The sequence below is a fragment of the Hoyosella sp. YIM 151337 genome (assembly GCF_026041215.1).
GTDB lineage: Bacteria > Actinomycetota > Actinomycetes > Mycobacteriales > Mycobacteriaceae > Hoyosella.
In genome coordinates this window covers 78,868-104,123 of the sequence record NZ_JAPEIQ010000021.1, presented here as the reverse complement: position 1 = coordinate 104,123, position 25,256 = coordinate 78,868, and the positions used below count along the sequence as shown (strand labels likewise).

The window sequence follows — 25,256 nt, the reverse complement described above, 5'->3', positions numbered from 1 at the left end:
AATGACCAGTTTTCTTTCCACCGCTCAGTTGCCGGACGAATACGAACAGCTGCGCCGTTCGGTAGCCGACTTCGCGACGACTGTCGTAGCTCCTGTCGCCGCTGAGCATGACGAAAAAAAGACCTTCCCGTACGAGGTCGTGTCGGGCATGGCGGACATGGGTCTGTTCGGGCTGCCTTTCCCTGAGGAGTATGGGGGAATGGGTGGAGACTACTTCGCACTGTGCCTCGCTCTCGAAGAACTTGGCAAGGTCGATCAGTCCGTCGCAATCACCCTTGAGGCGGGTGTGTCGCTGGGCGCGATGCCGATCTACCGCTTCGGTACCGAAGAACAAAAACAGAAGTGGCTGCCGCTGCTCGCGAGCGGGAAGGCGCTGGGCGCATTCGGGCTCACCGAGGCAGGTGCCGGTAGCGATGCTGGCGGCACCAAGACGACTGCCCGTCTGGAGAACGGTGAGTGGGTGATCAACGGCAGCAAGCAGTTCATCACCAACTCCGGCACCGACATCACGCGTCTTGTCACCGTCACGGCCGTCACCGGAACGAGTGCGGCGGGCAAGAAGGAAATCTCAACAATCATCGTGCCCGCCGAGACCCCAGGCTTCGTGGCGCAGCCAGCGTATTCGAAGGTCGGCTGGAACGCGTCCGACACCCATCCGCTCTCCTTTGACGACGTACGTGTGCCCGAGGAGAACTTGCTCGGTGAGCGGGGCCGCGGCTACGCAAACTTCCTGCGTATCCTCGACGAAGGCCGCATTGCCATCGCCGCGCTCGGCACGGGTGTCGCGCAGGGCTGCGTTGACGAATGCGTCCGATACGCGAAAGAGCGAAGTGCCTTCGGGAAACCAATCGGCCAGAATCAAGCCATCGCTTTCAAAATAGCGCGGATGGAGGCGCGCGCCGCTACCTCCCGTGCCGCCTACTACGACGCGGCGGCGCTGATGCTTTCTGGAAAGCCCTTCAAGAAGGCGGCGGCCATCGCGAAGATCGTGTCCAGCGAAGCGGCAATGGACAACGCACGTGACGCGACCCAGGTGTTCGGTGGGTACGGCTACATGAATGAGTACCTGGTGGCCCGCCACTACCGTGACAGCAAGATCCTCGAGGTCGGCGAGGGTACTACGGAGGTCCAGCTCATGCTGATCGCGCGGGAGCTCGGACTATGAGCACGAGCGAAACCCCGCGCCGCATCGTGCAGCGCGGGTTGTGGTACGAGGAGTTCGAGACCGGTGCGATTTACGAACATCGGCCTGGCCGGACGATCACCGAGGCGGATAATGTTCTCTTCACGACCCTCACGATGAATACCCAAGCGCTGCACCTTGACGCCGCCTGGAGCGAGACACAGAAGCCTTTCGAACAGCGGCTTGTCAACTCGATGTTCACGCTCTCCACGCTCGTGGGGTTGTCGGTTGCTCAACTGACCCAGGGAACTATCGTGGCCAACCTCGGTTTCTCCGAGATCAGCTTCCCGAAGCCGGTCTTTCACGGCGACACCATGTACGCGGAAACGCTGATACTCGACAAGCGGGAATCGAAGAGCCGACTGGGGGAGGGTGTCATCACATTCGAGCACACGGGCCGCAATCAGCACGGTGACGTGATCGCGAAAGCCGTGCGGAAGACACTCGTTCGGATGACGCCGTCAGCTAACTGACGGCCGGAGTCCGAGCGGTTCCCGTGCGGGTGAGGGTTGCGCGGAATTCTGCGGGAGACGTCCCCGTGCGAGACGCGAAGAACTTTGTGAAGTTGGAGGTGTCGCTGAAGCCGAGTTCGACTGCGATGCGTGTCGCGGTGAGTTCGGTGTACGCGAGCAGACGCTTCGCCTCGAGGGTGACGCGCTCAGCGATATAGCTCTTCGGGGTGAGCCCCGTGGCCCCACGTATGGCCCGTGTCAGCGTCTTCTCTGAATATCCGAGCAGCCGCGCATAGTCAGTGACCGCGCGCGTCTCCGCGAAGTTGGCTTCCACTAGCGATGTAAAAGCTTCTACCAGCGCATCCCGTGCGCCACCGACAGTGCGCGGTGATTCCGGCTCGATTCCGGCTAGGGTGAGCACAGTCGCCGCGAGCGCGCTTCGGAGGGTCGCGGCGGTGAGGTCGGGCAGTTTTGGGTTCGAGTGCTCGAACACCCACCGCATGTGCTCAAACAACTCCCTGATTGGCGGGGGTTCCGTCGCCGGCTGGGGCCAAAGGGACCGGTATCGCCGCTGCTCGGCTGGGAAGTATGCGGCGGCGGAACCGAGCGCTCGTTCCTCGAAGAGCACCATGGTTGCCTCGTAGCTGCCAACATCTCCCCACTGCTGCACCTGGCCCGGACGAACCCACCACACTGTGCCGGGCTGCAGCTGATAGGAGGTGAAATCGATAGTGTGCGTGCCAGTTCCGCTCGTCACGTACGAAAGCAAATGAAACCGCGGACACTGCGGGTCAGAAAACTCGCTGATGCCAGCTTTGGCGCGCAATGCCCGCAGGGTGACGATCTCAATACCATGTTGCGCCGGACCTGCCGGCGGCCGGTAAGGGATCGCCCGAATCTGATGTTGTCTCACATTCACCATAGAAAGTCCGACAATGACCGTGATCTGCTTCTCATTGCGTCCTAGATTAACCTCTGACGCCAGCGCAAATGTCCGCTCCCGTCACTGGCACAGGCAGCCCGGTGCCACCGTTGTCATCGGGCTACCGGCTAACGTGTTCTCATACGGTGAGGAGGCGTGATGGCGTCAGTGAATTACGGCCCGGCGTGGTTGTTCTGCCCAGCAGATCGTCCTGAGCGTTTCGTGAAGGCGGCACTCGTTGCCGACGTCGTCATACTCGATCTCGAAGATGGTGTGGCGGCCGCGGATAAACCCGCTGCGCGGGAGGCGCTTATCCATACGCCGCTTGATCCCGCTCGCACGGTGGTCCGGATCAATCCTTCTGACACTGAAGAACATGCGCTGGACTGCGAAGCACTCGCGCAAACGAAGTACACCGCCGTGATGCTCGCGAAATGTGAAGGTGCGGGTCACGTTCGGGATCTCGCGAATTACGACGTCTTCGGTCTCATCGAAACGCCACTCGGCGCCGTGCGGGCAAGTGACATCGCGCAGGAACCAAACGTCCGCGGCCTTATGTGGGGAGCGGAAGATCTCATCGCAGCTATGGGCGGGCAGTCGAGCAGGCGGTCTGACGGCACGTATCGGGACGTCGCCCGGCATGTGCGGTCATCAGTTCTGCTCGCGGCCTCAGCGTTCGGCCGCCTCGCGCTCGACGCTGTGTATATCGACATCCGCGACCTCGATGGCTTGGGCAACGAAGCTGTCGATGCCGTCGCAACTGGTTTTGACGCGAAGGTCTGCATCCATCCCTCCCAGGTCGCGGTGGTGCGGTCGGCCTTCGCTCCGGCGCCCAGCGAGGTGGAATGGGCTGGGCGCGTGCTCGAGCAGGCCAAACAGGAACGTGGCGTTTTCGCATTCGAGGGCCGGATGGTTGATGCCCCAGTATTAAGGCACGCGGAAGCGGTGCTTGCGCGCGCTGAATCATCGGAGTCAGCGGGGGAGGAATAGCGGAATGAGTGCCACCGACCCGTTGTGGGAGCCGACCCGCAATGACATCGAAACCGCAAGAATCACGGAGTTCGCGCGTTTCGCCACACGGTTCGGTGCCCCCGCTGGCGATTACGATCAACTGTGGGCGTGGTCGGTGGCAGACGTGTCCCGTTTCTGGGCCGCGGTGTGGGCGTATTTTGATCTCGGCCAGTACGAAGGGCCAGTTCTCGCAGATGCAGAAATGCCTGGCGCGCAGTGGTTTCCCGGCGCTGCACTCAACTACGCCGAGGTGGTATTGCGGTCCGCGGACGACAACCGGCCTGCGATTCGTGACCTTGCAGAAGGGCGCGCGCCCCGGGACGTGACGTGGGAACGTGTCCGGTTCGAGGTTGCCTCGCTGGCGCAGACGCTGCGGGAGATGGGGGTGCGGCAGGGCGACCGCGTCGCCGGCTACCTTCCGAACATTCCGGAGGCTGTGATCGCGCTTCTCGCAACTGCCAGTATCGGAGCGATCTGGGCAGCGTGCGGACAGGACTACGCGCCGTCTGCGGCTGTTTCCCGGCTCGGGCAGCTGGAGCCAAAGGTGCTGATTTCCGCCGACGGTTACGTCTACGGCGGAAAGGACCATCAGAAGCTGGGTGCGGTGGCGGAACTCGCCGCCGCGCTGCCGTCCGTGAAGTATGTGCTTGTCGTACAGCGGCTTGGGCTGGAAGTTCCCGAACACATGGATGCCTGGGAGAGCGCAACTAGTCAGCCCGCCAGTCACGCCATCGCCTCAGTGCCTTTCTCGCATCCGCTCTGGATCGTTTTTTCCTCCGGCACAACAGGTTTGCCGAAAGGTATCGTGCACGGGCACGGAGGAGTGGTGCTCGAGCATCTCAAACAAGCCGCTCTGCACCTGGACCTTGGCCGCGGTGACACGTTCTTTTGGTTTACGAGCCCGAGCTGGATGATGTGGAACTTCCTCGTCGCCGGAATGATGACGGGGTCGACGATCGTGACGTATGACGGCAGCCCAGCGCACCCCTCTGCCGGTGGATTATGGCAGCTCGCCGCCGAGTCGAAAACAACGTTCCTCGGCACTAGCCCTGGGTATGTGTTGGGGTGTATCAAGGATGGCGTTCACCCGAGTGATTCGTATGATCTCAGCGCGTTACGGTCCATCGGCATTACGGGTGCAACACTCCCCTCGTCGTCCGCGGAGTGGCTTGTGACGAATGTCGGCCCGGACAAACAGATCTGCTCGATCAGTGGCGGGACTGACGTCGTCTCGGCTTTCGTCGGCCCAGCGCGAACCGTGCCGGTGTGGGCAGGCGAAATCAGCAGGCCGTGCTTGGGCGCCGCGGTGGAGGCATTTGGTGCCGATGACCGTCCAGTGCGAGGCGCCGTCGGCGAACTCGTGATCACTAAACCGTTGCCGTCGATGCCGGTGTCGTTCTGGAACGATCCCACCGGTGAGCGCTACCGGGAGGCCTACTTCAGCGAGTATCCGGGGGTGTGGCGCCACGGAGACTGGATCACCATCACCGAGCGCGGCACGGTTGAAATGCACGGTCGCAGCGACTCAACGCTGAACCGGCACGGCATACGCATGGGCAGCGCCGACATCTATCAGGTGGTCGAGCAACTCGGGCCGGTCCGGGAGGCGCTCATCCTGGGGATCGACCTCCCTGACGGCGGCTATTGGATGCCCTTGTTCGTCGATGTCGGCGAGAGCGAACTAACCGACTATCTGAAAGCTGAGATAGTGGGAGCGATCCGGACTGACCTATCGCCGCGGCACGTGCCCGACGAAATTATCGCTGCGCCGGGAATCCCGCATACCCGCACCGGAAAGAAACTGGAAGTCCCACTCAAACGAATCCTCCAGGGTGCGGATCCTGAAAAAACGGTTGACGCCAACTCCATCGACCAGCCCCAGCTACTGCAGTGGTATCAGCAGTTCCGGCGCCAGGGGAGCGAGTGAAACTCAGCGTCAGCGGGTGCGACCGCCCATCTCACCGCGCCGAGCGGCTGCCTCTGCGGCGACCGCACGCACGAACTCTGCGACGACCGGCCGCCGGAGCGCTTCCGGCCGCGCCACCATCCAGTAGCTGACGTTGTGGTCGACGTCGCGAGGGAAAAGCCTGGTGAGATCGGGATAGCGGTTCGCAAGGTAGCACGGCAGGATGGCGACGCCCGCGCCAGCCCGGGCTGTTTCGAGGTGCACGAATACATTTGTGGCCCCGATGTTTTGGCGCATTGACGGCGTGATGCTGCGGGCGAGATCGAGGTCGTCGACGTCGAGCATCGAGTCGATGAAGTAAATCAACGGGTACTGCGAGAGATCGGCGAGCACGCGTGGGCGGCCATCTCGCTCGAGCAGTGAATGCGCCGCGTAAAGCCCGAGGCGGTAATCGGCTAGGTGAAATGCCTGCGCGCGGTGCACTTCAGGCTTGCCGACGACGACTTCGAGGTCGACGCCCACCCGGTGCTGTTGTGCGCGGCGAGCGACATTAATCATTTCGACCTGCAGGCCTGGGTGGCGAGTGCGTAACTGTGCCATCGCGGCTCCGACGATGAGCCCGCCGAACGCATCTGGCGTGATCATGCGGATCACCCCCGACAAGGCGTGCGTACCGCCCCGTTCGGTGTTGAGCTTAGCGAGCGCCGCCTCCACGGTTTCCGCAGCAGCGAGCAGTTCATTACCCAGATCGGTGGTCTCCCAGCCGCCTTCCGATTTCGCGAGCACCTTGCCGCCGGCCGCCCGTTCCAGCGCTGTGATGCGGCGTGACACGGTGGTGTGGTTGATGCCCAGACGCTCCGCGGCGCTGGTGAATCGTCCTGTCTGTGCCACAGCGAGAAAGACGAGCAGGTCATCCGGACTGACGCGGCGCGGACCGCTGCGGCCCTGATCTCCGGGCATCTCAGACGACATTTCTGCATTTTTGCACATCTACTCTGCACATGTGGCTATTGAATGTGCATTTTTCGCAAGCAGAATCATCAGTGATGGGCACGCATGGTGTGCATCACAGTGAATTCGAGGAGTGTCATATGCCACCTGATAGCACGCCGGCGCCAACACACAATGCCGAGCGGACATCGACCAGAGGATTGCGCAGGGTCGTCGCGGCGTCGATGGCCGGTACCGTCGTCGAATGGTACGAGTTTTTCCTCTTCGCGACTGCCGCGACGTTGGTCTTCGGACAAATCTTTTTTGTCGATAGTGGCAATCCGCTCGACGGCATACTTAAAGCCTTCATGATTTACGCCGTCGGCTTCATTGCGAGGCCGCTCGGTGGCATCGTTTTCGGCCATTTCGGCGACAAGTACGGCCGCAAGCACCTATTGCAGGTTTCGATCGTGATGGTGGGTGTTGCCACATTCCTGATGGGATGTCTGCCAACCTACGAACAGGTGGGCTACACCGCTGCGCTGATGCTAGTGCTGCTGCGGTTCATCCAGGGCTTCGCAGTGGGCGGCGAGTGGGGCGGGGCAGTGTTGCTCGTCGCTGAGCACTCCCCGAGCAACCAGCGTGGCTTCTGGTCGAGCTGGCCACAGGCAGCGGTGCCAATCGGCAACCTGCTGGCGACGTCAGTCCTGCTGGCATCGGCGGCTTTGCTTCCCGACGAACAATTCCTGTCCTGGGGCTGGCGCATCGGCTTCTGGCTCTCTGCTGTCATTGTCATCATCGGCTACTACATCCGAACGCGGATCACCGATGCGCCGATCTTCCAGCAAGTGCAGAACGAAGTGAAAGAGTCGAAAGCCCAGGCGTTCGGCGTCGGCGAGGTCTTCCGCCGCTATCCACGCGGTGTTTTCGGCGCCATGGGTATCCGGTTCGGTGAAAACATCATGTACTACCTCGTGGTCACGTTCTCAATCACCTACCTGAGCACGCACCTTGGAGCGGATACGAGCACGATTCTGTTGCTGTTGTTCTTCGCGCATATCGCGCACGCAGTGGTGATTCCGTACGTCGGCCGACTGACAGATCGGTTCGGTCGCCGCCCCGTGGTGGCAGCAGGTGCGATGCTGGGAATGACGTGGGGCTTCATCGCTTTCCCGATGTTCGACACGCGAAACGATTACGTAATCCTGATGGCGGTGACGCTCGGGCTTCTGGTTCACGCACTGATGTACGCCGGGCAGCCTGCTCTCATGGCCGAGATTTTCCCGACTCGCATGCGCTACTCAGGGGTTTCTCTCGGATATCAGGTGACCTCGATTGTGGCGGGTTCACTCGCACCGATAATCGCCGTGGCATTGCTGCGCGCGTTCGGCTCAGCCGTGCCCATCAGCGTCTACCTCGCTGCTGCATGTGCCGTCACGCTCTTCGCGGCGATCAAACTCCGCGAGACCCAGGGGGTGTCACTCCACGACGTGGACGAGGCGGACCGGCAGCGTCTTGCGGTGGAGGTATCGCGGTGAAAGCGCTGGTCACTGGTGGCGCGAGCGGAATAGGGGCCGCGTGTGCACGTGCTCTCGCAGAGCAGTATGCGGCAGCTGTAGTGGTGGCTGACCGAGATGGTGTAGCCGCTAAGTCGGTCGCGAACGAGATCGGCGGCGATGCGTGGGAGGTTGACTTAGCCGACGTCACTGTGCTCGAAAAGTTGCGGCTCGACGCCGACATTCTGGTGAACTGCGCCGGCGTGCAGAACGTGGCTCCTGTCGAGTCTTTTCCGCCAGAAACGTTCCGGAGGATGCACCGGCTCATGGTTGAGGCACCATTCCTGCTGATGCGTGCGGCGCTACCAAGTATGTACGAACGAGGATTCGGGCGGATCATCAATATCTCGTCCATCCATGGCACACGTGCGTCGGCTTACAAAAGCGCCTACGTATCCGCGAAACACGCCCTGGAAGGGCTATCGAAAGTGGTAGCCCTTGAGGGCGGCTCTCGCGGCGTGACGAGCAATTGCGTGAGCCCCGGCTACGTGCGGACACCGCTCGTCGAGAACCAGATTGCTGACCAGGCACGTTTACACGGGCTGGACCACTCCGCCGTGGTTGCCGATGTCTTGCTCGCGCGCAGCGCGGTGAAGCAACTGGTGGAACCAGAGGAAGTCGCGGCGCTGGTGGCTTGGCTCGCTTCCGCTCAGGCTGGATCTGTGAGCGGAGCGAGCTTCACCATGGATGGTGGCTGGAGCGCGTCATAATCAGGTGTAGCGCCGACGGTAAGCAACAACTGACCAGGTGTATCCGGCTGCAGCGATGCCCGCGCACCATGCCAGCGCGATGATTCCGTTCGAGCTAATTTCAGTTCCCATCAGCAGGCCGCGCACCGTTTCAGTCAGCGGCGTGAAGGGCTGCAACTCAGCGAAGTGGCGCAGCCCCGCGGGCATCGTGTCAGTCGGTACCAAACCAGACCCTAGGAAAGGAAGCATCAGTACGGGCATGAGCATGTTGGATGCCCCTTCAGGGTTCGCCGCGACTAGCCCCATCGCTACGGCCAGCCAAAGCAGAGCTACGGTCAGAAAGACCAGTAGCCCGGTGAGCGCGAGCCATTCAATCGGTGATGCCGAAGGCCGGAACCCCATGAGCATCGCTACGCCCGTCATTGCCGCGATGCCGAGGAGTCCTTGGAGAAGTGCGCCAACGACGTGCCCCGTGAGAACCGAAGCTTGGTTGATCGACATTGCCCGAAAGCGGTTGATCACTCCTTTGGACATATCCGTGGCAACCGAAACTGCCACGCCGACAGTGACGTACGCCGGGAGGAGTAGCATCATCCCAGGGGCAAGATAGTCGATGTAGTTCCCGCCGTTTTGCCCCAGTGCCGGGCCCAGTGCGCCGCCGAACACATAGTTGAACACGGCAAGCAGGATTATTGGCATGATGATGATGCTGAAGGTCATGCTTGGGTACCGTTTGGCGTGTAACAGGCTGCGGCGCACCATCGTTACGTTGTCCGCGATGGCGTAGGTAAGAGTGCTCATCGGGTGGTTTCCTTTTCTGCGGTATGGCCAGTGAGGGTAAGAAAGACGTCATCGAGATCGGGTGTGTGTACCGAGATACCGTCGGGTTCGACACCTGCGTCAGACAGTTGATCGAGAACGTTGCGGAGGGAAGCTACACCGCCGTCGCTGGCTACGGACAGGGTTAGGGCTTCCTCATCGCGCACAGCTCTGCTGAAGCTAACGGCAGCGGCCTCAAGATCGCTGGAACTGGAGAACTCGAGTTTGATATGACCGCCAGGAACAAGGCGCTTTAATTCGCTGGGTGTTCCTGCCGCCACGATGCGTCCGTTATCGAGCACAGCGATCTGGTTCGCGAGCTGGTCCGCCTCTTCGAGGTACTGCGTCGTAAGAAACACCGTCGTCCCCTGTGTGACAAGCATTCTGATGATGTCCCACATCGCGCGACGGCTGCGCGGATCGAGTCCAGTCGTAGGTTCATCGAGGAAGAGTATTTCTGGATTTCCCATGAGTGTCATCGCCAGATCCAGCCGGCGCAGCATGCCGCCTGAAAATGTGCTGCTGGTTCTGTCGGCAGCGTCGAGCAGATCAAACTGTTCGAGTAACTCCTGTGCACGGTTCTTGCCTGCGCGACGAGGCAAGTGGAGGAGGTCGCTCATCAGCAGCAGGTTTTCCCTAGCGGTGAGGAGTTCATCCACCGCAGAAAACTGGCCTGTTACGCCGATGCGCCTGCGCACACCGTCAGGGTCGTCTGCGATATCCGCACTCGCGATTACCGCTGTCCCACCGTCCGGCTTTGTCAGCGTTGTCAGGATGCGGACGGTTGTCGTCTTTCCGGCGCCGTTAGGGCCAAGTAGCGCAAACACCGTCCCCTTCGGAATCGCTATGTCGATGCCGTTCAGCACTGCATTCTCGCCGTAGTGCTTGGTTAGTCCGCGCGCGAAGATCGCTAGAGGAGCGCTCATCGTCAGCCTTCTTTCATTCAGAAATGCGCATTAGTGCATGAGTTATCGACGCGTTGGCCCTGTGGGGCAAACGCGGAGGGTATTCGGTTGTGGAGCCTGCGGGGCTCTCGCCCCCTGCTAGATGTCGAGGTCTTCGATATTGGGCAGGTCGGCGACGCTTGCGACACGTTCGTAGAATTTCGCCGGCAGTTTGTCGCGAAACTCGGTAATTTCGTCGGCGATCGTTAACGTGAAGTCGCCCCAGTCCTGGTCGCCCACGCTCAGTAACCGTCGCCAGTTCTTCAGGTCTTTGAGCCAGTTCGCTTCCGTGGGATACTCCGACCAATTGGAGTATTGCGCGTGTAGCACGAATTTGCCTTTTAAGCTGCGATACACGCGGATGTGCTCGATGCGGCGGTCGTTGAGGTCGCGCCACTCGCCGAGGAGGGTGCCGGAAAAGCGCACCTGTCGCACGCCGTTGTGGCCTACCCGGAGTACGACCTCTTCGTAGCCCTCGCGCCGGCCTTCTTCGAGTTCGATGAACCTGCGCAGCGCGGCGACGATTGCACCGGAGAGGTTCCCTCCGATGAGTTCCTGGGCGCGCGTGAATAGCGGAAGGTCGTCATCGGAGACGTAGATGGTCTTGTTGGGCACAGGATAACTATAAGTAGAAGTATACGTATATGCAAGAGCGGGGGGGCGTTGCTTGCCCTCTGGGACAAGCAACGTACCGATTGCCTAGCAGCCTGACGTTTGCAGCAAATTCAGAATCTGCTCGGCCCGTGCGTCGTCGAGTTCTTCGCCGTCCCGCTCGAACGAGTCGCGTACGGAATCGATGAGGTCTGATCGGTCATCGCCATCCCGGATGTCGTCGCACACGTCCTCGGCGGCAGAGAGGATCTCCTCGTCCGTCATATCGGCGGCCACATCCGGATACTGCGTGCGCAGTGCCGTGACGAACGCCAAATCGACTATCGCGTCGACCGCGCCACCCACCGCGTTAGTGGGTGTCTGCTCTGTCTCAGTCTCGGTGTCCCCGTTGCCACAGGCGGGAAGCACCGTAGCGAGCGCCACGATTGCAGCCGCAGCCAGCGATTTCTTCACGAAACGAGTGTTCACGAATGCTCCTTTGAACCGAAGTGGGACCAATCGTGAGAAGGTTAACCCGATTCGCCCGGTTTCATACGTCTTCAGCGCATTGTGTGCCTGTGCGGATGCTAGCGCGCGGCGGACCGGGCTTCGGTCACGATCTTCGATGCGACTGCGCGTAGTTTGTCTTGACTCCGCTGCGAGATGCTCACGAGCAACTGGAAAGCACGTTCGTCGTCGATCTGGAACCTCTGCATCAAGATGCCTTTGGCCATGCCAATGACATCGCGAGAGTCCAGGGCGTCAAGCAACTGGAGTTTCTCCCGCGAGTGTGCCAGCGCGATAGCCGCGTGGGCTGCGAAAGGACGCCCGGTGATCACCGCTTCATCGTCGAACGCATCACGGTGGCGGGAATACAGGTTGAGTGCGCCGAGCGTCTGCCCATCGATGAAAAGGCGGAAAGCCAGCATCGACTGCACGCCCGCCGAAAACGCGGCCTCTGAGAACCGTGGCCAGCGCGATTCTGCTGCCATGTCATTCGTTCGGAAGTAGTCGGCCTCGAGTATCGCGTCGACGCAGGGGCCTTCTTCGAACTCGTACTGGAAGCAATCGATTTTCTCGACGAGTGGGGATGACGGCGCTGCAGTGGTGATCTTTCCGCTGCTTAACAGTGAAAGCCCGGCTTCATCCGTGCCCGGGATGCTCTTCTGCGCCTCGCGCACGATTGCCTCGAGGGTTGCGTCATAGTCCGGTTCGGTCTGCATCGAGACTGCTGCCTCGGCCATCAGCGCAGCGATACCAGTAGGTGTCTGCGATTCCGTCATCGGAACTCCTTCGAGCAGAACCAACGATGTCTGCGCTGCAGGAATACGGCAGCGCGGAATCCATAGATATCAGTTTTGGTCCAAAACTGGTACCGGGGGTTGCTGAGCCAGCGCCAGAACCGCGTCGCTCACACTCCGCTCGAGGTTGAGCTGAACATCGAGGTTAGCCGCACACAACACATGGCGGACTGACCGGCCGCCCACGGTGGCGAACCGGGTGTCATGCTGCGCAAGCAGTTCTACGGCACGTAAAAGAACTTCCGCGCCACTCACGCCAAGAAATGTGACACCCGTCAGGTCGAAGATCCGTGGACCCCCCGGGCCGAGGTGAGAGGCGAGTGCGCTCCACACATCCTGCGAGTTGGCAGCGTCGATTTCCCCGGATAACCGGACAATAACGACACCGCTGAACGTGCGCTCGACAGATACGTGAGCGTTGACGCCGCCATGAGTTGGTATCAGATGCGTCTTCATCGCGGAGGTTCCTCCCATCTATTGCGACGATGGGAGCGTGAAACCACGCACTAGCTCACGCACACAGCCCGGTGCCGAATCTTCACGCATCCCGCAGCGGCTGTGTGCTCAACCAATCTTGATGTTACCCGTCACTTGAGAGTCGGCTCAACAAACGGCTTAATTCCGGGCGTATGAGTTCGGGCTAGGTGGGTACTCTCCCAGCAATGACGGCTCGCGACGCACGATAACCGATCAGCCTGGAGCTAACGATGATGGACCGCGCTGCGCTAGACCACAAAGCTGAGGAACGAGTGGAGCTGAGCTTTCCGGCGACGCTGAGTCAGCTTTCGCTTGCCCGCCTTGTCACCGTCGCGATTATGTCGCGCGCGGATTTTGACGGCGATTCAGTCGAGGATCTGCGGATGGCGATGGACGAGGCGTGCACGCAACTGATAGCGCGTGCGCCGGAAGGGGCAGAGATACGATGCACGTTCACGTCAACGATCGACGGCGTGATAATCACCGTAGCGAGCGCGCACGGCAGTGATGTTGAAGTCCAGCAATCAGGCCTCGGCTGGCACATCATTGAAGCGCTCACTGACTCCGCGGTGGTGCGCAGCCCAGGTGGCGCCAACGGAGCCCGGACGTCGATAATTGAGCTTCGCAAGCGTAAGGGCGGCACCGCGCCGTGACGAGTGACGATTACAGTGATATCGTACCGCTGTTGAGGCAGCTCGCGACAATTCCCGACGCTAATCCAGAGTATGAACGGCTGCGGGAAAAGATCATTGTTCGGTGTTTGCCCCTCGCTCGGAACATCGCCCGTCGTTTCTACGGACGTGGCGCAGAACCAGAGGATTTGATTCAAGTCGCGCGGCTTGGCTTAGTGAAAGCGGTAGAGCGTTTCGACGCGGAGCGCAGTTCGGAGTTCCTCTCGTTTGCTGTTCCCACGATAATGGGCGAGGTGCGGCGCTATTTTCGTGACTATTCCGGCGCAATCCGGGTGCCACGCAGGCTGCAGGAACTGCAAGTACAGATCGCCACTGCCACGCCAGATCTGACGCAGCGACTCGGCCGTTCGGTCACCACGAGCGAAATAGCCGCCGAATTGGGCGAGTCATTCGATGACGTGGCCGAGGCAATCGCCGCCGGCGCCGCCTGCCACGTGGTATCGCTCGACGCTCCGGATAATGGCACGAGTGACGGCGCACCGGGCCGCTGGGACCGGATTGGCGACAGCGATGAGCGGCTGCAGGGAGTTGACGATCAGCAAATGCTGTTGCCCGCGATAGCAGAACTTCCTGAACGGGAACGGGTGATCATGCGGTTGCGCTTTCTTGAGCAGCAGACACAGAGCCAGATCGCCCAGCGCCTGCAAATTTCGCAGGTGCACGTCTCGCGGCTAATTGACAAAGCTCTGCGCACACTCCGCACGCAAATCAAAGACCAGGGATAACTCACCAGGTATGCCGGAACTGGGCCGCGGGTACTTCTTGCAGGTGGAGACTGGAAAGGAGCGAAAATGAGTGAGCGCAGCCCTAGCGCCCCATTCGGAAACGCCGCATATCTGCTGATTGGTGCAGCCGTAGTTGCAATCGCACTGGCAATTGTTGCGGCAGCGGGCGGTGTCACCGGTGGAGCAGTCGCAGCCGCGATTGCCGGTGTCGTTCTGCTCGTGCTTGGCGGCGTGCTGTGGCGAAAGAACGCAGCCAGGAAAGCTGAAGCCCTGCCAGACACTCACGATCGGCAAACGTCGACAGAGGGCAGAGGACCTCTCGATGCTTAAAAACAAGAGTGATGTATAAAAGCGCGTCCGACGGGGAATGTACCTATTGTCGCACTTAGCGACGCCCCTGGGCGGTCGGCGTGCGGAATGAGTTCAAAGGAGAGATCTGATGGCTGGCTTTGCGGATCGTATGAAGCCCAAGACTCAAGAGGTCACTGGTGACGCTAAGCAGAAGATCGGTGAACGCACGCACGACGAAGATCTGCAGGCCGAGGGTAGGAAGGATAAAACGGCGGCCAAGGCAAAGCAGGCAAAAGACAAGGTCACCGATGCCTTCAAGGATGCGAAAGATGCCCTGAAAGGAAATGAGTGATGATCGTACTGGGTTTGATTCTGCTGGTTATCGGCTGGCTTGCCGGTATCCAGATCCTGTGGACGATTGGTATCGCGCTGCTGGTTATCGGTGCCATTCTCGCGCTTCTCGGAGCCGTTGGCAGGCCAGTGGCAGGACGCCGCTACTGGTATTGAGGTGACCAACCATGCGTATCGGAGGCTTGCTCGTCACGATCGCGCTCATCTGGCTGATTGTCGGTGCAATCGCAGCAGGGCAGCGTGGCTTGTACACAGACACGCCACCTGACTGCCCCGGCGTAAGCACACTCGTGGTGACAATCATCGCGGGACCGTTGAATTACTTCGGTGTCAACCCGGAGGTCGCGGAGTGCCAGTTGCCCGAACCGAGTCAGTAACGTAACAAACGGCGGGTCCTCCCAGCGCTCGGCGCCCGTCGTGTCCCGAGATGCGGCGCCGGTTAGTCCAACCGGCGCCGCATCGTTTTGTGCCGCGTGCTAGAAAACAGGTAATCCGAATACTCCGCCAGTTACTTCGTTGACGAAGGCTGAAACGGCGATGAGGCCGTCGATGATGGCGGTGTAAAGGTCAGCCGGCGGGAAACCCAGCTGCTCCTGTCCCAGTGTTGATAGGTCGAAAACCATGATGGGGGGCATGTTTCCTCCGGGTCGCTAGACTGTTAGCCGAAACGGCTAGCCGTACATGTTACGTGACAGGCTGCGGCGCTTCGGAGTAAACCTCGATATGGTCACATTCCGCGGGTGAAATCTGCGGGGATGACGAGATCTTCGGGAGTGACGTCGTGGATGGAGGACTTCCCGAGTCCGAGCAGCGCAGAGTCGATGCCGGAGCGCAAGATCTCGATCACGTTGGTCACCCCCTTCTCGCCATTTGCCGCCATGCCCCACAGATAGGCCCGGCCGATCATGACCGCGCGCGCACCAAGTGCGATCGCTTTCACGACATCACTGCCGCGCCGAATCCCACCGTCCAGGACGACCTCAATGTCGTCGCCCACTGCAGCCGCGATACCCGGCAGCGCACGGATTGCAGCCGGAGTGCTGTCGAGGTTATTTCCGCCGTGATTAGACACAGAAATCGCATTCGCGCCGACATCGACGGCGCGGCGCGCGTCATCAGGATGCATGATGCCCTTGATCATCAGGGGGCCGTCCCACTGCTCACGCAGCCAGGCAAGGTCCTCCCACGTGGGTGAGGGTGTCTGCATCCATTCGTAATACGCGCCAAAGAAGGTTGGGCCAGGTTCCCCGGGCTCCGCGAGATTCGGCGCGGTAAGGTCCGGGAGTGAGCCGCTGCGCACGAAGCGGGATAGCCAGCGCGGCCGCCGAACAGCCTGCGGAGCAAACCGCATCATCGTCTTGAAGTCGAGCCGCTCTGGAAGGGCCGGGCTGCCCCAATCGCGTCCAGTGGCGAACGTCCAGTCAAGTGTGACGATAAGGCCCTGCGCACCTGCGCGTTTCGCACGGTCGAGCCGAGCGCTGATCGCATCCCGTCCACCCATCCAGTACGCCTGATAGAACGTCTTCGGGTTCGCGTTCACCACGTCTTCAACAGGCTTGCTAGCGAACGAACTCAGGCCCATCGCGGTCCCCGCCGCAGCTGCCGCCCGGGCAACCGCGACCTCACCATCGGGGTGAATTGCCTGGACGCCGGTCGGAGAGATGAGTACCGGCAGCGACACGTCCTGTCCGAGAACGCTCGTTGCCTGATCGCGAACCTGGGGCAGATCTGCAATGTGCGGCCGGAAACCGAGCTCACCGAAGGCATCGACGTTGTCTCGTAAGGTGACACCCTTCTCCGACCCAGCGAGAAGCGCGAGGTAAACGGACTTGGGTACTTGCTTCTTGGCTCGCTGCTGGGCTTCAGCGATCGTTTCGAACCATTCGTTGCTGCTGGCCATGGTGTTCCTTCCGAGAATTATGAGATTGCGGGTTGTCGCGGGCTACGACAGGCCAGCGAGCGGACTTGTGTTGCAGGGACGGTCGGGCGCGGAACGCCGCCTGGCCGTGGCGGGCATGCCGAGCTGAACCCCCAGCCGCCGTGCGGTGTGCGTGTGATCTTTGTCCGGCTTAGGCAAGGCCCGGGTGCCCGCTGCGGCCAGGGCGCGCTCGCCATTGCCGCGCACGCATTCCGGATCCGGCCCATCTAGCGGCAGCCCGGTGAAAAACTTCGCAGCCATGCATCCGCCCTGGCAGGAATCGAATGCGGGACATGATGCACATGCACCGCCTGTCTGAGGCTGGCGCAGCGTCTGGAAAAGCGGTGCAGTCTGCCAAACTGCCGCGAAACCGCCTTCTGTGCGGACGTTGCCCGCATGAAATTCAGAGTGAATCGCGAATGGGCAGGCATAGACGTCGCCGACAGGGTCGATGAGGCACACCACTCGTCCCGCACCACACAGGTTGAGCCCAGGAAGGGGGCTCGAGCCCAGCGCGTTGAGGTGGAAGAACGAGTCGCCAGTCAAGACATCCGCACCGTGGTCGAGCAGCCATTCGTAGATCTTCAGCTGTTGCGCGGACGTCGGGTGCAGATCGTCCCACACGTCCGCGCCGCGACCAGATGGACGGAGCCGTGTGATGCGCAGCTGGGCACCAAAGCGATCCGCTATCGCTTTGAAATCGTCGAGCTGGGCAACGTTGTGGCGGGTCATCACCACCGAAATTTTGAATCCGTTGAACCCGGCGTCAGCGAGATTCTGCATGGCCCGCATGGCCGTATCGAACGAGCCGGGGCCGCGGACCGCGTCGTTGACGTCGGCCGTCGCACCATCGATGGAGATCTGAATATCGACGTAATCTGTGGCCGCGAGTTGCCTGGCGCGGCTGGGCGTGATGCGCACACCATTCGTCGAGAACTTCACTCCGACATGGTGATCGATAGCGTAGTCAAGCAGCTCCCAGAAGTCCGGGCGGACCGTGGGTTCACCACCGCCGATGTTGACGTAGAAGACCTGCATGCGTTCGAGTTCATCGATCACCGCCTTGCATTCCGCGGTTGTGAGTTCACGCGGGTCGCGTTTGCCCGATGCTGACAGGCAGTGCGTGCACGAAAGGTTGCACGCGTATGTCAGTTCCCACGTTAGGCAGATTGGAGCGTTGAGCCCCTCTTTGAAATGCTCGACGAGTCTCATCCTTATGTGTCCTTCGGTGTGAGCGTTCCGGTGGCCACAAGGCCAGCAAGAGCGCGCAGGTACGTGCCGTGTTCTTCTGCCGGAACACCCGCTGCCGCTACCGCACCCTGGGCTGAGGAGTGCGTATGCAACGTTTGAACGAGTGTGGCTAGCTCCGGGGACTTCAAGAACGCGAGCCGGCGCGTGTGGAAGTCGTACAGCAGCGCGCCAAATGGCTCCGGCCGGACGGAAACCGAGGGTGACAGCGTGTAGCGCCCTGCTGGATCGAACTTCGCGGGTTGCTCAGTAGACGCCACACATGCCATCGATCGACACCTCCTCGACCAGCAACTCGTCGGTGGTGCTTTCGCAGGTGGAGTCGTTGTCCGCGGGGACATGCGCTGATGCAGCCATGGGTGGCTCCTTCGGGAAACGGTGATGTGGATCACTGACGCTGTTGACGGTAGGTGCGGCGGCACGCAGGCTGGAAGGGGCTTTCGCCAGAACCGTCCGATCGCTCGCGTGAAACTATCCGTTCGGGCAGGGTGGCGGGACTGCTCGTGTGGCGCAGGGGCAGCGGATACCTGCCCGATCGGATAGGTAGGGCCCCACCCAGTAGTCGGTGTGTTCGGCGTCACAATGGGGCTACGCTGGAGTGCGGTGGACGATCGAATCGGTGGAGGAGCCTCGTGAGACTAACGCCTGATTCCGCGCTCGCGGCCACGCGGCGGTGGGCGGAAAACGCCCAGATCTTCACTGATCTTGTGGACCTTGAGCCGCGTGACGAGGGCGATTTGCCTGGCCCAGGCGAACTTTATGCCGAGTCGGGCACGTCGCAGCTCGCCAAGTTTCACACACCCGAAATCGTTTTCGGCCCGGGCGCGCTCGCCGAGCTCGGGCATAGCGCACTTCGGGTTGGCGCCCGGCGTCCGTTCCTTGTCTCAGATCCGGGCATTGAGAAGGCTGGCTGGGTTGAAGAGGCGCTGGATTATCTCGAGCGTGCTGGGCTGCGCCCAACGTTGTGGACGGGGATCACTCCGAATCCGAAGGACTATGAAGTCGACAAAGCCTTTCACCACTACGAAGAAAGCGGTTGCGACGTGATTGTCGCGGTCGGGGGCGGTTCGTGCATCGACGCCGCGAAAGCGGTAGCGATTCTCGCCCGTAACGGTGGCAATATTCTCGGATATGCGGGTGTGGATCGGGTCGTGAACCCGATACCTCCGTTGGTGATGGCGCCGTCGACGTCCGGGACCGGGGCCGACGTGTCGCAGTTCGCGGTCATCACTGACACCACTGAACACATCAAGGTCACGATCATCAGCCGCACACTCGTCCCGGACATCACCGTGATCGACCCGCGACTGCTGACAACAATGCCGGACGAACTCAACGCTGCCACCGGTCTTGATGCCCTCACGCACGCGATCGAAGCGTTTACCTCTCGTGCTCACAACAGGCTGACGGACCTTCACGCGCTGCACGCAGCTCGGCTGATTACGCAGAACCTGGGCGAGACCATGGTGCACCGGCGCCGTGCGGAGCCACGAATCGCAATGGCGCAGGGAGCACTCGAGGCAGGTATGGCGTTCACCAACGCGATCCTGGGCATCGTCCACGCGATGAGTCACCAGGTTGGCGGTCTGCTCGACGCACCGCACGGCGTGGTGAACGGAATTCTGCTGCCGCATGGCATACGGTTCAACGCCGCAGCCGACCCTGACCGCTTCGTCCCGCTCGCGAAGGCCGTAGGAATCAATACAGCAGGTAAGTCAGCGGGCAGTGTCGCGGACTTGCTTGCAGACCGTGTCCGCCAGCTTGCTGACGATGTCGGGGTGCCGAAAGGGCTTGGAGCGCTAGGCGTTCGAGAGTCTGACATCCCCATCCTTGCGAGAACCACATTGCACGATGCATGTCTCGCCACGAATCCCCGCGAAGCCGACGAGGCGCTCGTGGCTGCCCTCTTCCGCGATGCCCTGTAAGGAAGGCCACGGCTATGACAATTGCAGGCCCTCAGGGTTACGGACGTTCCGAGGCGGATCTTGGCGCCCTCACCGGTGTTCGGTCAGGCAAGCGCTCTTTCTATCCGGAGTACCTGCGCTCTGCCGAGCGACTTGAAAACGCCGTGCGGGCCCTCGACAGTATTTCGCGCGCACTCGTCCGAACCACAGAGGGCCCGCGGGCGCTGATCGAAGCGATCCTGATCGCGGCCAGCGAGCATTTACAGGCCGACTGGGTCGTCGTCGTGCTCGCCGACGGTGCGCTGAAAGCAGCTCGGCCGCGTCAGCTGGTGCTGTCGGACGGGGAGATCAAGGAGGAAATCGACCGCCCCATCGCGGCTGCCCACGTTGAGGTACTCAGTGCCCGTCCCTGGGAGGCAGAAGATTACACGGGCGCGGATGGAGTTGTTCGTGTCGGCATGACTCTCGACGGCGAGTATGTCGGCGGTATTGCTGGTTTGCCGTCGGGCCACGTCCTCGTGTCGGAAACAGACTTGGCCATTCTGCGCGTTCTCGCGAACCACGCGGCTGTTGCCATGCACAACTCCTATCTACTGCACGCCACCACGAAGCTGCGGGGCCGTACGGAGCAACTGTCGGAAGCCGCGGCTCAGAAGGAGCGAGATCTCGCAGCGCGGGATGCGGAACTCGCCGAAACGCATCGGCGGCTGATCGAAGCCATGCAGGCACAGGCGCTGGACTACGAGCGGCATCGCATCGCGCGCGAACTGCACGACAGCGTCACGCAAGATGTTTTGTCCGCAGGGATGACGATTGAACTGTGCCGGGCGCAGTTGATGGATGACGAGTCTGACACGAGCGGCCTGATCGAACGTCTCACCGCGGCAAAAGGTCTCACACGCAAGGCGGTCGAGCGGCTGAGGGCCGCCATTTATGCGCTGCATCACGGGCCCGACGATTGCCTCGGCACCCTCCCCGACATGCTGGAGCGCTTGTCAACTGTGCACTTGCCCAGTGACGTGAAGGTCCGGGTCGTGGTTCGCGGCGCGCCGATATCGCTCCCAGGGGAAGCGGAACACGGAATCCTGCGGATTACCGGTGAAGCATTGTTCAACACCGTCGCGCACACCAACGCAACTCAGGCAGTGGTGAGGCTGAACTACCGTCCAGACAGGCTCACGCTGACGGTATCTGACGATGGCAACGGCGACCCTGTGAACCTGCGGCGGATGTTGCGCCTGGCGGAGACGACCGATCTTGCCGGGGCGCACCGTGGGCTGGCGAACATGCTGGCCCGCGCGCAAGATCTTGGCGGCACTCTCGCTATCCGCCGGTCCCCGCTTGGCGGAATTACCGTGCGCCTCGACCTCCCGCTGCCGCTGGAGGCATTCGCGATGGACGAGAGGACATGACCATGCACGCGACACAACGCCATGAACGTCCCCAAGACGGGGGGACCGCCGTTTTGAAGATCGTCCTCGTTGATGACCACGCGATCGTGCGCCAGGGTCTGCGGTTCATACTTGAGCGTGAAGCCGACATGCGCGTCGTGGCTGAAGCGGCGACGGCCGCGGAGGCGATGGCCGTAGTCGAACGGCACCGTCCCGATATCGTCCTGCTCGACCTGAAGCTGTCCACAGGGTCAGACACGGAAGGCCTTGAAGTGTGTTCCGACCTGGTAGCCCGCTACCCGGAAACCGGTGTCCTCGTGCTCACCACGTTTCTCGATGATGCACTCGTGCTCGAGGCGATCCATCGCGGCGCGAAAGGCTATGTACTCAAGGACGTCGACACCACTGAACTTGTCACGTCGATCAGGGCGGTCTCTCGCAACGAGAGCGCATTCGATGCCAGGTCTGCCTCTGTGATGGTCCGGTCGATTCGGACCGCATCGTCGGAACCTACGCTGACCGACCGGGAGCAGCGGGTGCTCGAACACCTCGCACACGGCAAAAGCAACCGGGATATCGGTGGTGCGCTGTATATCTCAGAAACCACGGTGAAGTTCCACGTGCGCAACATCATGCGCAAGCTAGGTGCGTCAAGCCGGGCTGAGGCCGTGTACGAGGCGAGCAAGCTCGGGCTGATCTAGGACCAGCCAGTTACCTGGGCGAAGATCAAGAACGCAAGCGCGATTGACACCCATGCCAGAAACAGGGGAAAGAAGAATCGAATCCATTTCTGCCATGGCACGCCTGCTAGCGCGAGCGTCGCCATGAAGTAGCCGGACGTCGGGAACAAGATGTTTCCGAAGCCGTCACCAAGCTGGTAGGCAAGGACTGCGGTCTGCCGCGTCACGTCCAGGACATCCGATAACGGCGCCATGATCGGCATCGTGACAAGCGCCTGACCGCTGCCCGACGGAACGATGAAGTTGAACATCAGTTGCGCGAAGAACATACCCACCGCGGCGAGTACGACGGGCAGTCCGCCGACCAGATTGCCGAGGCCGTGAACGATCGTGTCGAGGATCTGTCCGTTTTCCAGAACCACGGCTACTCCGCGCGCGACGCCCGCGATCAGCGCTCCGACGAGGACCTCACGGAAACCCTTGTTGAAGGCATCACAAATCTCAGTGCCAGATAGTCCCGCGATAAGGCCGACCACAGCGCCCATCAGGATGAAGAGACCTGCCATTTCCAGCATGAACCAGCCCTGCTGGAGAACGCCGAAGACCAGCAGCGCGAGAAAGCCCAGGGTCGCGATCGAAGCGAGCTTCTGCCGGGTCGTCGCGGCCGGGGTCTGTTCGGTGAGTGCATGCTGGAACTCTTCGCGCTTGCTCGCTTCATAGGCGTCGCCCGCCAGGAGGCTGAGTGCCGGGTCCCGCTGGACCTTCCGCGCGTAGCGGACGACGAAGAAGATCGCCGTGCTGAGAATGGCCACCAGAACCGTGGCGCGCAGTGCCCACCCTGAGTACAGCGGCAGTCCTGAGAGTTGCTGGCCGAGGCCAGTGTTGATGGGGTTGAGAACCCCCGCGGAGAACCCGGCGGTAGTTGCGCACAGCGCGACCGCGGCGGCGACTACCGAGTCGTACCGCAGGGCGATGATCAAAGGCAGGATGACCGGCACATAGACCAGCGAAAGCTCCTGCGTGCCAATCAAAGTAGCGATGACGCTGAACGTCATCATCAACAGCGCGATCATCACGAGGCTGCGGCTGGCGAACCGGCGCGTCAGTTTGTCGACGGCAAGTTCAATGAGTCCGGTCGCTCGCAGCACCATGAACACGCCGCCGATCATCAGGGTGAAGAAAACAACCTCACCAGCGCTCATCAGGCCCTGCGGAATGGCCACCATGAAGTCGGTGAAGCCGATCGGGTTCGCGTCGATGAACTGGAAAGAGCCGGGATCGATTGTCGTACGTCCGTCGGGGCCGTCGACACGTTCGTAGCTGCCGCCGGGCACGAGATACGTCGCGAGCGAAGCTAGGCCGATGAAGCCGAGGAGAATTATGTAAATGTGGGGTAGCTGAAAAGACTTCTTGGCGGTGGTCGCGCCCTCTTCGGGTGCGTCGACCGCTGTAGTGCGATTCTCGGACATGGCGCCTCATTAGTGAAATCAGGATTGTTTGCCGTAACCAGGCTGGAGTTACGCTACTGCAGCGGAATTAGTTGTGCGTTGTTGAGGATTGCTGCGACCGACCACTGTTACACGTAATTCACATAGCCTTACCTGGCGTAACACAAACTGATCTTTACCTGCGGCGGTCAGCGTAAACTGCCCGATTTTTGCGTTTTGTGTTGACTTGCACAGGGAGATTTTGGCCTGGCTGTGACGAGGGTTGGTTTCCCCTAAGAATATATTCTTAGGGCAATTCACCGGCAACAGTCGCGCTGTAGCTTCATCTGGGTGGAACACCTCAATCATCGCTCTACTGCGACTGCGGCGGCCCCATCAGCCGATCCGCTGGTGATCGCTCACGGCAGTCCCCAGCTGTACAACGATGATCTGGCTCCGCTCCCGCACAGGAAGCGCACGTGGGGCGGGTTCGAGATCTTCAATGTATGGTCGAACGACATTCAAAGTCTTTTCGGGTATACGCTGGCGGCTTCGCTATTTATCACCTCGGGCCTGAACGGATGGTGGGTGATGGCCGGAATTATTCTTGCCGGCTTCATCGTGATGGGGCTCGTCAATCTCACTGGTAAACCCAGTGTCAAATATGGAATTCCGTATCCAGTGATGGCGCGTGCCAGTATGGGCGTGCACGGCGCGCAGTTCCCTGCGCTGGTGCGCGGCATTGTTGCGATCTTCTGGTATGGCGCGCAGACATACTTCGCCTCCACTGCGGTCGCGCTGTTGATCACTGCGGTGACAGGGTACGAGGGCACAGCCACCTTTCTCGGTATGTCACCGATCGGCTGGCTTTCCTACATGATCGTCGCGGCGTTTCAGGTGCTGCTCTTTGTTCGCGGTATCACGTGGATAACCCGCTATCTCAACTGGGCTGCACCGATGGTCTACATCGTCATGATCGTGCTCATGATCGCGATCTGGGTGCAGGCGGGCAGCGGACTGCTCGGCAGCCTCGGCGATGTCTTCACCGGCGCGGAAGGCGCCGGAGGTCTCAGCGCTTTCAGTGCGGTCGTCGGCACGATGGTGGCGTACTTCGCTGCCGTGATCATCAACTACGGTGACTTCTCTCGGTTCGTGAAAACGGAACGTGGCATGAAACTCGGCAACCTACTGGGTCTTCCGGTCAGTCTCGCGTTCTTCTCGTTCATTGCGCTCGTCATTACCGCAGGTACAGGAGTGTTGTACGGGGAGGCTCTGACTAATCCTGCGGACATCGTCGAGCGGGTTGACAACAGCTGGCTGACGATCGTCGCTGCCCTCACCTTCTTCGCGGCCACCGTGGGCATCAATCTAGTGGCCAACTTCATCCCGCCCGCTTATGATCTCGCGAACATGATTCCCTCGAAGATCAGTTTCCGGGCGGGAGGCATGATCACCGCGGCCATCGCCTTCGTCATTGGTGCGCTGTGGATAGGGTTCATCGCGGACATGGGCGTTGCGCGATTCGTCGACACTCTCGGCGCCGTGCTGGCGCCGCTGTACGGAATTATGGTGGTCGACTATTACCTGATCCGCCGTCAGCGGCTGCGTGTCCAGCATTTGTACTCGACGGCTGCTGACGGCACCTATTACTTCACTAAGGGGTGGAACGTACGGGCGCTCGCTTCATTCGGCGTGGGCGCTGTGTTTTCAATCTCGACCGTATGGGTGCCTGACCTTGAAGAACTCACTGGTTTCGCCTGGCTGATCGGTGCAGCGATCGGAGCTGCGCTGCACTATATGTTCATGCGGGCGGATGCGGGGCTTCCTGTGCATACGGAATCGCACTGA

General features: G+C 61.0%; 30 protein-coding genes. 16 read left to right on the top strand and 14 right to left on the bottom strand.

Annotated elements, in window-relative coordinates; all coding sequences use genetic code 11:
• Position 1 precedes the first annotated feature (1 nt).
• Together ONR57_RS10005 and ONR57_RS10000 are read left to right on the top strand one after the other, a co-directional pair.
• A complete protein-coding gene (locus tag ONR57_RS10005; RefSeq protein WP_265123160.1) occupies positions 2-1,165 on the top strand; it encodes an acyl-CoA dehydrogenase family protein in 1,164 nt (387 codons plus the stop codon).
• Complete coding sequence (locus tag ONR57_RS10000) at positions 1,162-1,656, top strand: MaoC family dehydratase (protein WP_265123159.1); 495 nt, start codon at positions 1,162-1,164, stop codon at positions 1,654-1,656. The genes ONR57_RS10005 and ONR57_RS10000 overlap by 4 nt, the downstream gene beginning before the upstream one ends.
• On the opposite strand, the gene ONR57_RS09995 is transcribed toward ONR57_RS10000, so the two are convergent.
• Positions 1,649-2,548 (bottom strand): AraC family transcriptional regulator, encoded by a 900-nt coding sequence (locus tag ONR57_RS09995; protein ID WP_265123158.1) that lies wholly within the window; start codon positions 2,546-2,548, stop codon positions 1,649-1,651. The two genes, ONR57_RS10000 and ONR57_RS09995, sit on opposite strands and share 8 nt — an antisense overlap.
• A gap of 168 nt (positions 2,549-2,716) precedes the next feature.
• Between ONR57_RS09995 and ONR57_RS09990 the strand changes: the two genes are divergently transcribed.
• Both ONR57_RS09990 and ONR57_RS09985 read left to right on the top strand, forming a co-directional pair.
• The gene (locus ONR57_RS09990) at positions 2,717-3,547 is read left to right on the top strand and encodes a CoA ester lyase (protein ID WP_265123157.1); all 831 of its coding nucleotides are present in this window, start codon (positions 2,717-2,719) and stop codon (positions 3,545-3,547) included.
• 4 nt (positions 3,548-3,551) lie between these two features.
• Positions 3,552-5,495, top strand: a complete 1,944-nt coding sequence (locus tag ONR57_RS09985) for an acetoacetate--CoA ligase (RefSeq protein WP_265123156.1) — start codon at positions 3,552-3,554, stop codon at positions 5,493-5,495.
• Between the two features lie 9 nt (positions 5,496-5,504).
• Here ONR57_RS09985 and ONR57_RS09980 read toward each other — a convergent pair whose 3' ends face one another.
• Complete coding sequence (locus tag ONR57_RS09980) at positions 5,505-6,446, bottom strand: LysR family transcriptional regulator (RefSeq protein ID WP_265123155.1); 942 nt, start codon at positions 6,444-6,446, stop codon at positions 5,505-5,507.
• Positions 6,447-6,565: 119 nt separating this feature from the next.
• On the opposite strand from ONR57_RS09980, the gene ONR57_RS09975 reads away from it, so the two are divergent.
• Positions 6,566-7,942, top strand: coding sequence for an MFS transporter (locus ONR57_RS09975; protein ID WP_265123154.1), 1,377 nt, complete (start codon positions 6,566-6,568; stop codon positions 7,940-7,942).
• A complete protein-coding gene (locus tag ONR57_RS09970; protein ID WP_265123153.1) occupies positions 7,939-8,670 on the top strand; it encodes an SDR family oxidoreductase in 732 nt (243 codons plus the stop codon). The genes ONR57_RS09975 and ONR57_RS09970 overlap by 4 nt, the downstream gene beginning before the upstream one ends.
• Here ONR57_RS09970 and ONR57_RS09965 read toward each other — a convergent pair whose 3' ends face one another.
• The 6 genes from ONR57_RS09965 to ONR57_RS09940 all read right to left on the bottom strand — a co-directional run bounded on the left by ONR57_RS09965 (position 8,671) and on the right by ONR57_RS09940 (position 12,760).
• Positions 8,671-9,450, bottom strand: coding sequence for an ABC transporter permease (locus ONR57_RS09965; RefSeq protein WP_265123152.1), 780 nt, complete (start codon positions 9,448-9,450; stop codon positions 8,671-8,673).
• Positions 9,447-10,394, bottom strand: coding sequence for an ATP-binding cassette domain-containing protein (locus ONR57_RS09960; RefSeq protein ID WP_265123151.1), 948 nt, complete (start codon positions 10,392-10,394; stop codon positions 9,447-9,449). The genes ONR57_RS09965 and ONR57_RS09960 overlap by 4 nt, the downstream gene beginning before the upstream one ends.
• Positions 10,395-10,511: 117 nt before the next feature.
• The gene (locus tag ONR57_RS09955) at positions 10,512-11,027 is read right to left on the bottom strand and encodes an EXLDI protein (protein ID WP_265123150.1); all 516 of its coding nucleotides are present in this window, start codon (positions 11,025-11,027) and stop codon (positions 10,512-10,514) included.
• An 84-nt stretch (positions 11,028-11,111) separates the two neighbouring features.
• The gene (locus ONR57_RS09950; protein WP_265123149.1) at positions 11,112-11,492 is read right to left on the bottom strand and encodes a DUF732 domain-containing protein; all 381 of its coding nucleotides are present in this window, start codon (positions 11,490-11,492) and stop codon (positions 11,112-11,114) included.
• 98 nt (positions 11,493-11,590) lie between these two features.
• Positions 11,591-12,286 (bottom strand): GAF and ANTAR domain-containing protein, encoded by a 696-nt coding sequence (locus ONR57_RS09945; RefSeq protein WP_265123148.1) that lies wholly within the window; start codon positions 12,284-12,286, stop codon positions 11,591-11,593.
• Positions 12,287-12,355: 69 nt separating this feature from the next.
• Positions 12,356-12,760 carry an STAS domain-containing protein gene (locus tag ONR57_RS09940; RefSeq protein WP_265123147.1) on the bottom strand — a complete coding sequence of 135 codons (405 nt, stop codon included), beginning with the start codon at positions 12,758-12,760 and terminating at the stop codon, positions 12,356-12,358.
• A gap of 251 nt (positions 12,761-13,011) precedes the next feature.
• On the opposite strand from ONR57_RS09940, the gene ONR57_RS09935 reads away from it, so the two are divergent.
• The 6 genes from ONR57_RS09935 to ONR57_RS09910 all read left to right on the top strand — a co-directional run bounded on the left by ONR57_RS09935 (position 13,012) and on the right by ONR57_RS09910 (position 15,217).
• Positions 13,012-13,434, top strand: a complete 423-nt coding sequence (locus ONR57_RS09935; RefSeq protein ID WP_265123145.1) for an ATP-binding protein — start codon at positions 13,012-13,014, stop codon at positions 13,432-13,434.
• Positions 13,431-14,198, top strand: a complete 768-nt coding sequence (locus tag ONR57_RS09930) for a SigB/SigF/SigG family RNA polymerase sigma factor (RefSeq protein WP_265123144.1) — start codon at positions 13,431-13,433, stop codon at positions 14,196-14,198. The genes ONR57_RS09935 and ONR57_RS09930 overlap by 4 nt, the downstream gene beginning before the upstream one ends.
• A 66-nt stretch (positions 14,199-14,264) precedes the next feature.
• The gene (locus ONR57_RS09925) at positions 14,265-14,528 is read left to right on the top strand and encodes a hypothetical protein (RefSeq protein ID WP_265123143.1); all 264 of its coding nucleotides are present in this window, start codon (positions 14,265-14,267) and stop codon (positions 14,526-14,528) included.
• A gap of 109 nt (positions 14,529-14,637) precedes the next feature.
• Entirely contained in the window at positions 14,638-14,841 is a 204-nt protein-coding gene (locus tag ONR57_RS09920; RefSeq protein ID WP_265123142.1) for a CsbD family protein, read from the top strand.
• Positions 14,841-14,996, top strand: a complete 156-nt coding sequence (locus ONR57_RS09915) for a DUF6131 family protein (protein WP_265123141.1) — start codon at positions 14,841-14,843, stop codon at positions 14,994-14,996. The genes ONR57_RS09920 and ONR57_RS09915 overlap by 1 nt, the downstream gene beginning before the upstream one ends.
• Before the next feature lie 11 nt (positions 14,997-15,007).
• Complete coding sequence (locus ONR57_RS09910; protein ID WP_265123139.1) at positions 15,008-15,217, top strand: hypothetical protein; 210 nt, start codon at positions 15,008-15,010, stop codon at positions 15,215-15,217.
• A gap of 99 nt (positions 15,218-15,316) precedes the next feature.
• Here the strand turns inward: ONR57_RS09910 and ONR57_RS09905 are convergent, their stop codons facing one another.
• The 5 genes from ONR57_RS09905 to mftA all read right to left on the bottom strand — a co-directional run bounded on the left by ONR57_RS09905 (position 15,317) and on the right by mftA (position 18,363).
• The gene (locus tag ONR57_RS09905; RefSeq protein WP_265123137.1) at positions 15,317-15,475 is read right to left on the bottom strand and encodes a hypothetical protein; all 159 of its coding nucleotides are present in this window, start codon (positions 15,473-15,475) and stop codon (positions 15,317-15,319) included.
• 92 nt (positions 15,476-15,567) lie between these two features.
• Complete coding sequence (gene mftD / locus ONR57_RS09900) at positions 15,568-16,740, bottom strand: pre-mycofactocin synthase MftD (protein ID WP_265123135.1); 1,173 nt, start codon at positions 16,738-16,740, stop codon at positions 15,568-15,570.
• A gap of 42 nt (positions 16,741-16,782) precedes the next feature.
• Positions 16,783-17,970, bottom strand: a complete 1,188-nt coding sequence (gene mftC, locus ONR57_RS09895; protein WP_265123134.1) for a mycofactocin radical SAM maturase — start codon at positions 17,968-17,970, stop codon at positions 16,783-16,785.
• 2 nt (positions 17,971-17,972) lie between these two features.
• A complete protein-coding gene (mftB, locus tag ONR57_RS09890; RefSeq protein WP_265123133.1) occupies positions 17,973-18,275 on the bottom strand; it encodes a mycofactocin biosynthesis chaperone MftB in 303 nt (100 codons plus the stop codon).
• On the bottom strand, positions 18,253-18,363 hold the full coding sequence (gene mftA / locus ONR57_RS09885) for a mycofactocin precursor MftA (RefSeq protein ID WP_265123132.1): 111 nt from the start codon (positions 18,361-18,363) through the stop codon (positions 18,253-18,255). Before mftA ends, mftB begins: the two co-directional genes overlap by 23 nt.
• A gap of 380 nt (positions 18,364-18,743) precedes the next feature.
• Here mftA and ONR57_RS09880 point away from each other — a divergent pair, with 380 nt between their 5' ends.
• From ONR57_RS09880 to ONR57_RS09870, 3 genes are read left to right on the top strand one after another with little or no spacing between them, the layout of a single operon-like run.
• Positions 18,744-19,931 carry an iron-containing alcohol dehydrogenase gene (locus ONR57_RS09880; protein WP_265123376.1) on the top strand — a complete coding sequence of 396 codons (1,188 nt, stop codon included), beginning with the start codon at positions 18,744-18,746 and terminating at the stop codon, positions 19,929-19,931.
• 14 nt (positions 19,932-19,945) lie between these two features.
• Positions 19,946-21,322 (top strand): sensor histidine kinase, encoded by a 1,377-nt coding sequence (locus tag ONR57_RS09875; protein WP_265123131.1) that lies wholly within the window; start codon positions 19,946-19,948, stop codon positions 21,320-21,322.
• Positions 21,319-22,002 (top strand): response regulator, encoded by a 684-nt coding sequence (locus ONR57_RS09870; RefSeq protein WP_374116430.1) that lies wholly within the window; start codon positions 21,319-21,321, stop codon positions 22,000-22,002. Before ONR57_RS09875 ends, ONR57_RS09870 begins: the two co-directional genes overlap by 4 nt.
• Here ONR57_RS09870 and ONR57_RS09865 read toward each other — a convergent pair.
• Positions 21,999-23,450, bottom strand: a complete 1,452-nt coding sequence (locus ONR57_RS09865) for a YfcC family protein (protein ID WP_265123129.1) — start codon at positions 23,448-23,450, stop codon at positions 21,999-22,001. The two genes, ONR57_RS09870 and ONR57_RS09865, sit on opposite strands and share 4 nt — an antisense overlap.
• 309 nt (positions 23,451-23,759) lie before the next feature.
• Between ONR57_RS09865 and ONR57_RS09860 the strand changes: the two genes are divergently transcribed.
• The gene (locus ONR57_RS09860) at positions 23,760-25,256 is read left to right on the top strand and encodes an NCS1 family nucleobase:cation symporter-1 (protein ID WP_265123127.1); all 1,497 of its coding nucleotides are present in this window, start codon (positions 23,760-23,762) and stop codon (positions 25,254-25,256) included.

Excerpts from the sequence above, each read along its gene's own strand:
- ONR57_RS09990 (WP_265123157.1), top strand. The coding sequence starts at position 2,717 with ATGGCGTCAGTGAATTACGGCCCGGCGTGGTTGTTCTGCCCAGCAGAT.
- mftD (WP_265123135.1), bottom strand. The coding sequence starts at position 16,740 with ATGGCCAGCAGCAACGAATGGTTCGAAACGATCGCTGAAGCCCAGCAG.
- ONR57_RS09935 (WP_265123145.1), top strand. The coding sequence starts at position 13,012 with ATGATGGACCGCGCTGCGCTAGACCACAAAGCTGAGGAACGAGTGGAG.
- ONR57_RS09915 (WP_265123141.1), top strand. The coding sequence starts at position 14,841 with ATGATCGTACTGGGTTTGATTCTGCTGGTTATCGGCTGGCTTGCCGGT.
- mftA (WP_265123132.1), bottom strand. The coding sequence starts at position 18,363 with ATGGCTGCATCAGCGCATGTCCCCGCGGACAACGACTCCACCTGCGAA.
- ONR57_RS10005 (WP_265123160.1), top strand. The coding sequence starts at position 2 with ATGACCAGTTTTCTTTCCACCGCTCAGTTGCCGGACGAATACGAACAG.
- ONR57_RS10000 (WP_265123159.1), top strand. The coding sequence starts at position 1,162 with ATGAGCACGAGCGAAACCCCGCGCCGCATCGTGCAGCGCGGGTTGTGG.
- ONR57_RS09910 (WP_265123139.1), top strand. The coding sequence starts at position 15,008 with ATGCGTATCGGAGGCTTGCTCGTCACGATCGCGCTCATCTGGCTGATT.
- ONR57_RS09865 (WP_265123129.1), bottom strand. The coding sequence starts at position 23,450 with ATGTCCGAGAATCGCACTACAGCGGTCGACGCACCCGAAGAGGGCGCG.
- ONR57_RS09925 (WP_265123143.1), top strand. The coding sequence starts at position 14,265 with ATGAGTGAGCGCAGCCCTAGCGCCCCATTCGGAAACGCCGCATATCTG.
- ONR57_RS09945 (WP_265123148.1), bottom strand. The coding sequence starts at position 12,286 with ATGACGGAATCGCAGACACCTACTGGTATCGCTGCGCTGATGGCCGAG.
- ONR57_RS09960 (WP_265123151.1), bottom strand. The coding sequence starts at position 10,394 with ATGAGCGCTCCTCTAGCGATCTTCGCGCGCGGACTAACCAAGCACTAC.
- ONR57_RS09980 (WP_265123155.1), bottom strand. The coding sequence starts at position 6,446 with ATGTCGTCTGAGATGCCCGGAGATCAGGGCCGCAGCGGTCCGCGCCGC.
- ONR57_RS09940 (WP_265123147.1), bottom strand. The coding sequence starts at position 12,760 with ATGAAGACGCATCTGATACCAACTCATGGCGGCGTCAACGCTCACGTA.
- ONR57_RS09870 (WP_374116430.1), top strand. The coding sequence starts at position 21,319 with ATGACCATGCACGCGACACAACGCCATGAACGTCCCCAAGACGGGGGG.
- mftC (WP_265123134.1), bottom strand. The coding sequence starts at position 17,970 with ATGAGACTCGTCGAGCATTTCAAAGAGGGGCTCAACGCTCCAATCTGC.
- ONR57_RS09975 (WP_265123154.1), top strand. The coding sequence starts at position 6,566 with ATGCCACCTGATAGCACGCCGGCGCCAACACACAATGCCGAGCGGACA.
- ONR57_RS09965 (WP_265123152.1), bottom strand. The coding sequence starts at position 9,450 with ATGAGCACTCTTACCTACGCCATCGCGGACAACGTAACGATGGTGCGC.
- ONR57_RS09905 (WP_265123137.1), bottom strand. The coding sequence starts at position 15,475 with ATGCCCCCCATCATGGTTTTCGACCTATCAACACTGGGACAGGAGCAG.
- mftB (WP_265123133.1), bottom strand. The coding sequence starts at position 18,275 with ATGGCATGTGTGGCGTCTACTGAGCAACCCGCGAAGTTCGATCCAGCA.
- ONR57_RS09875 (WP_265123131.1), top strand. The coding sequence starts at position 19,946 with ATGACAATTGCAGGCCCTCAGGGTTACGGACGTTCCGAGGCGGATCTT.
- ONR57_RS09985 (WP_265123156.1), top strand. The coding sequence starts at position 3,552 with ATGAGTGCCACCGACCCGTTGTGGGAGCCGACCCGCAATGACATCGAA.
- ONR57_RS09920 (WP_265123142.1), top strand. The coding sequence starts at position 14,638 with ATGGCTGGCTTTGCGGATCGTATGAAGCCCAAGACTCAAGAGGTCACT.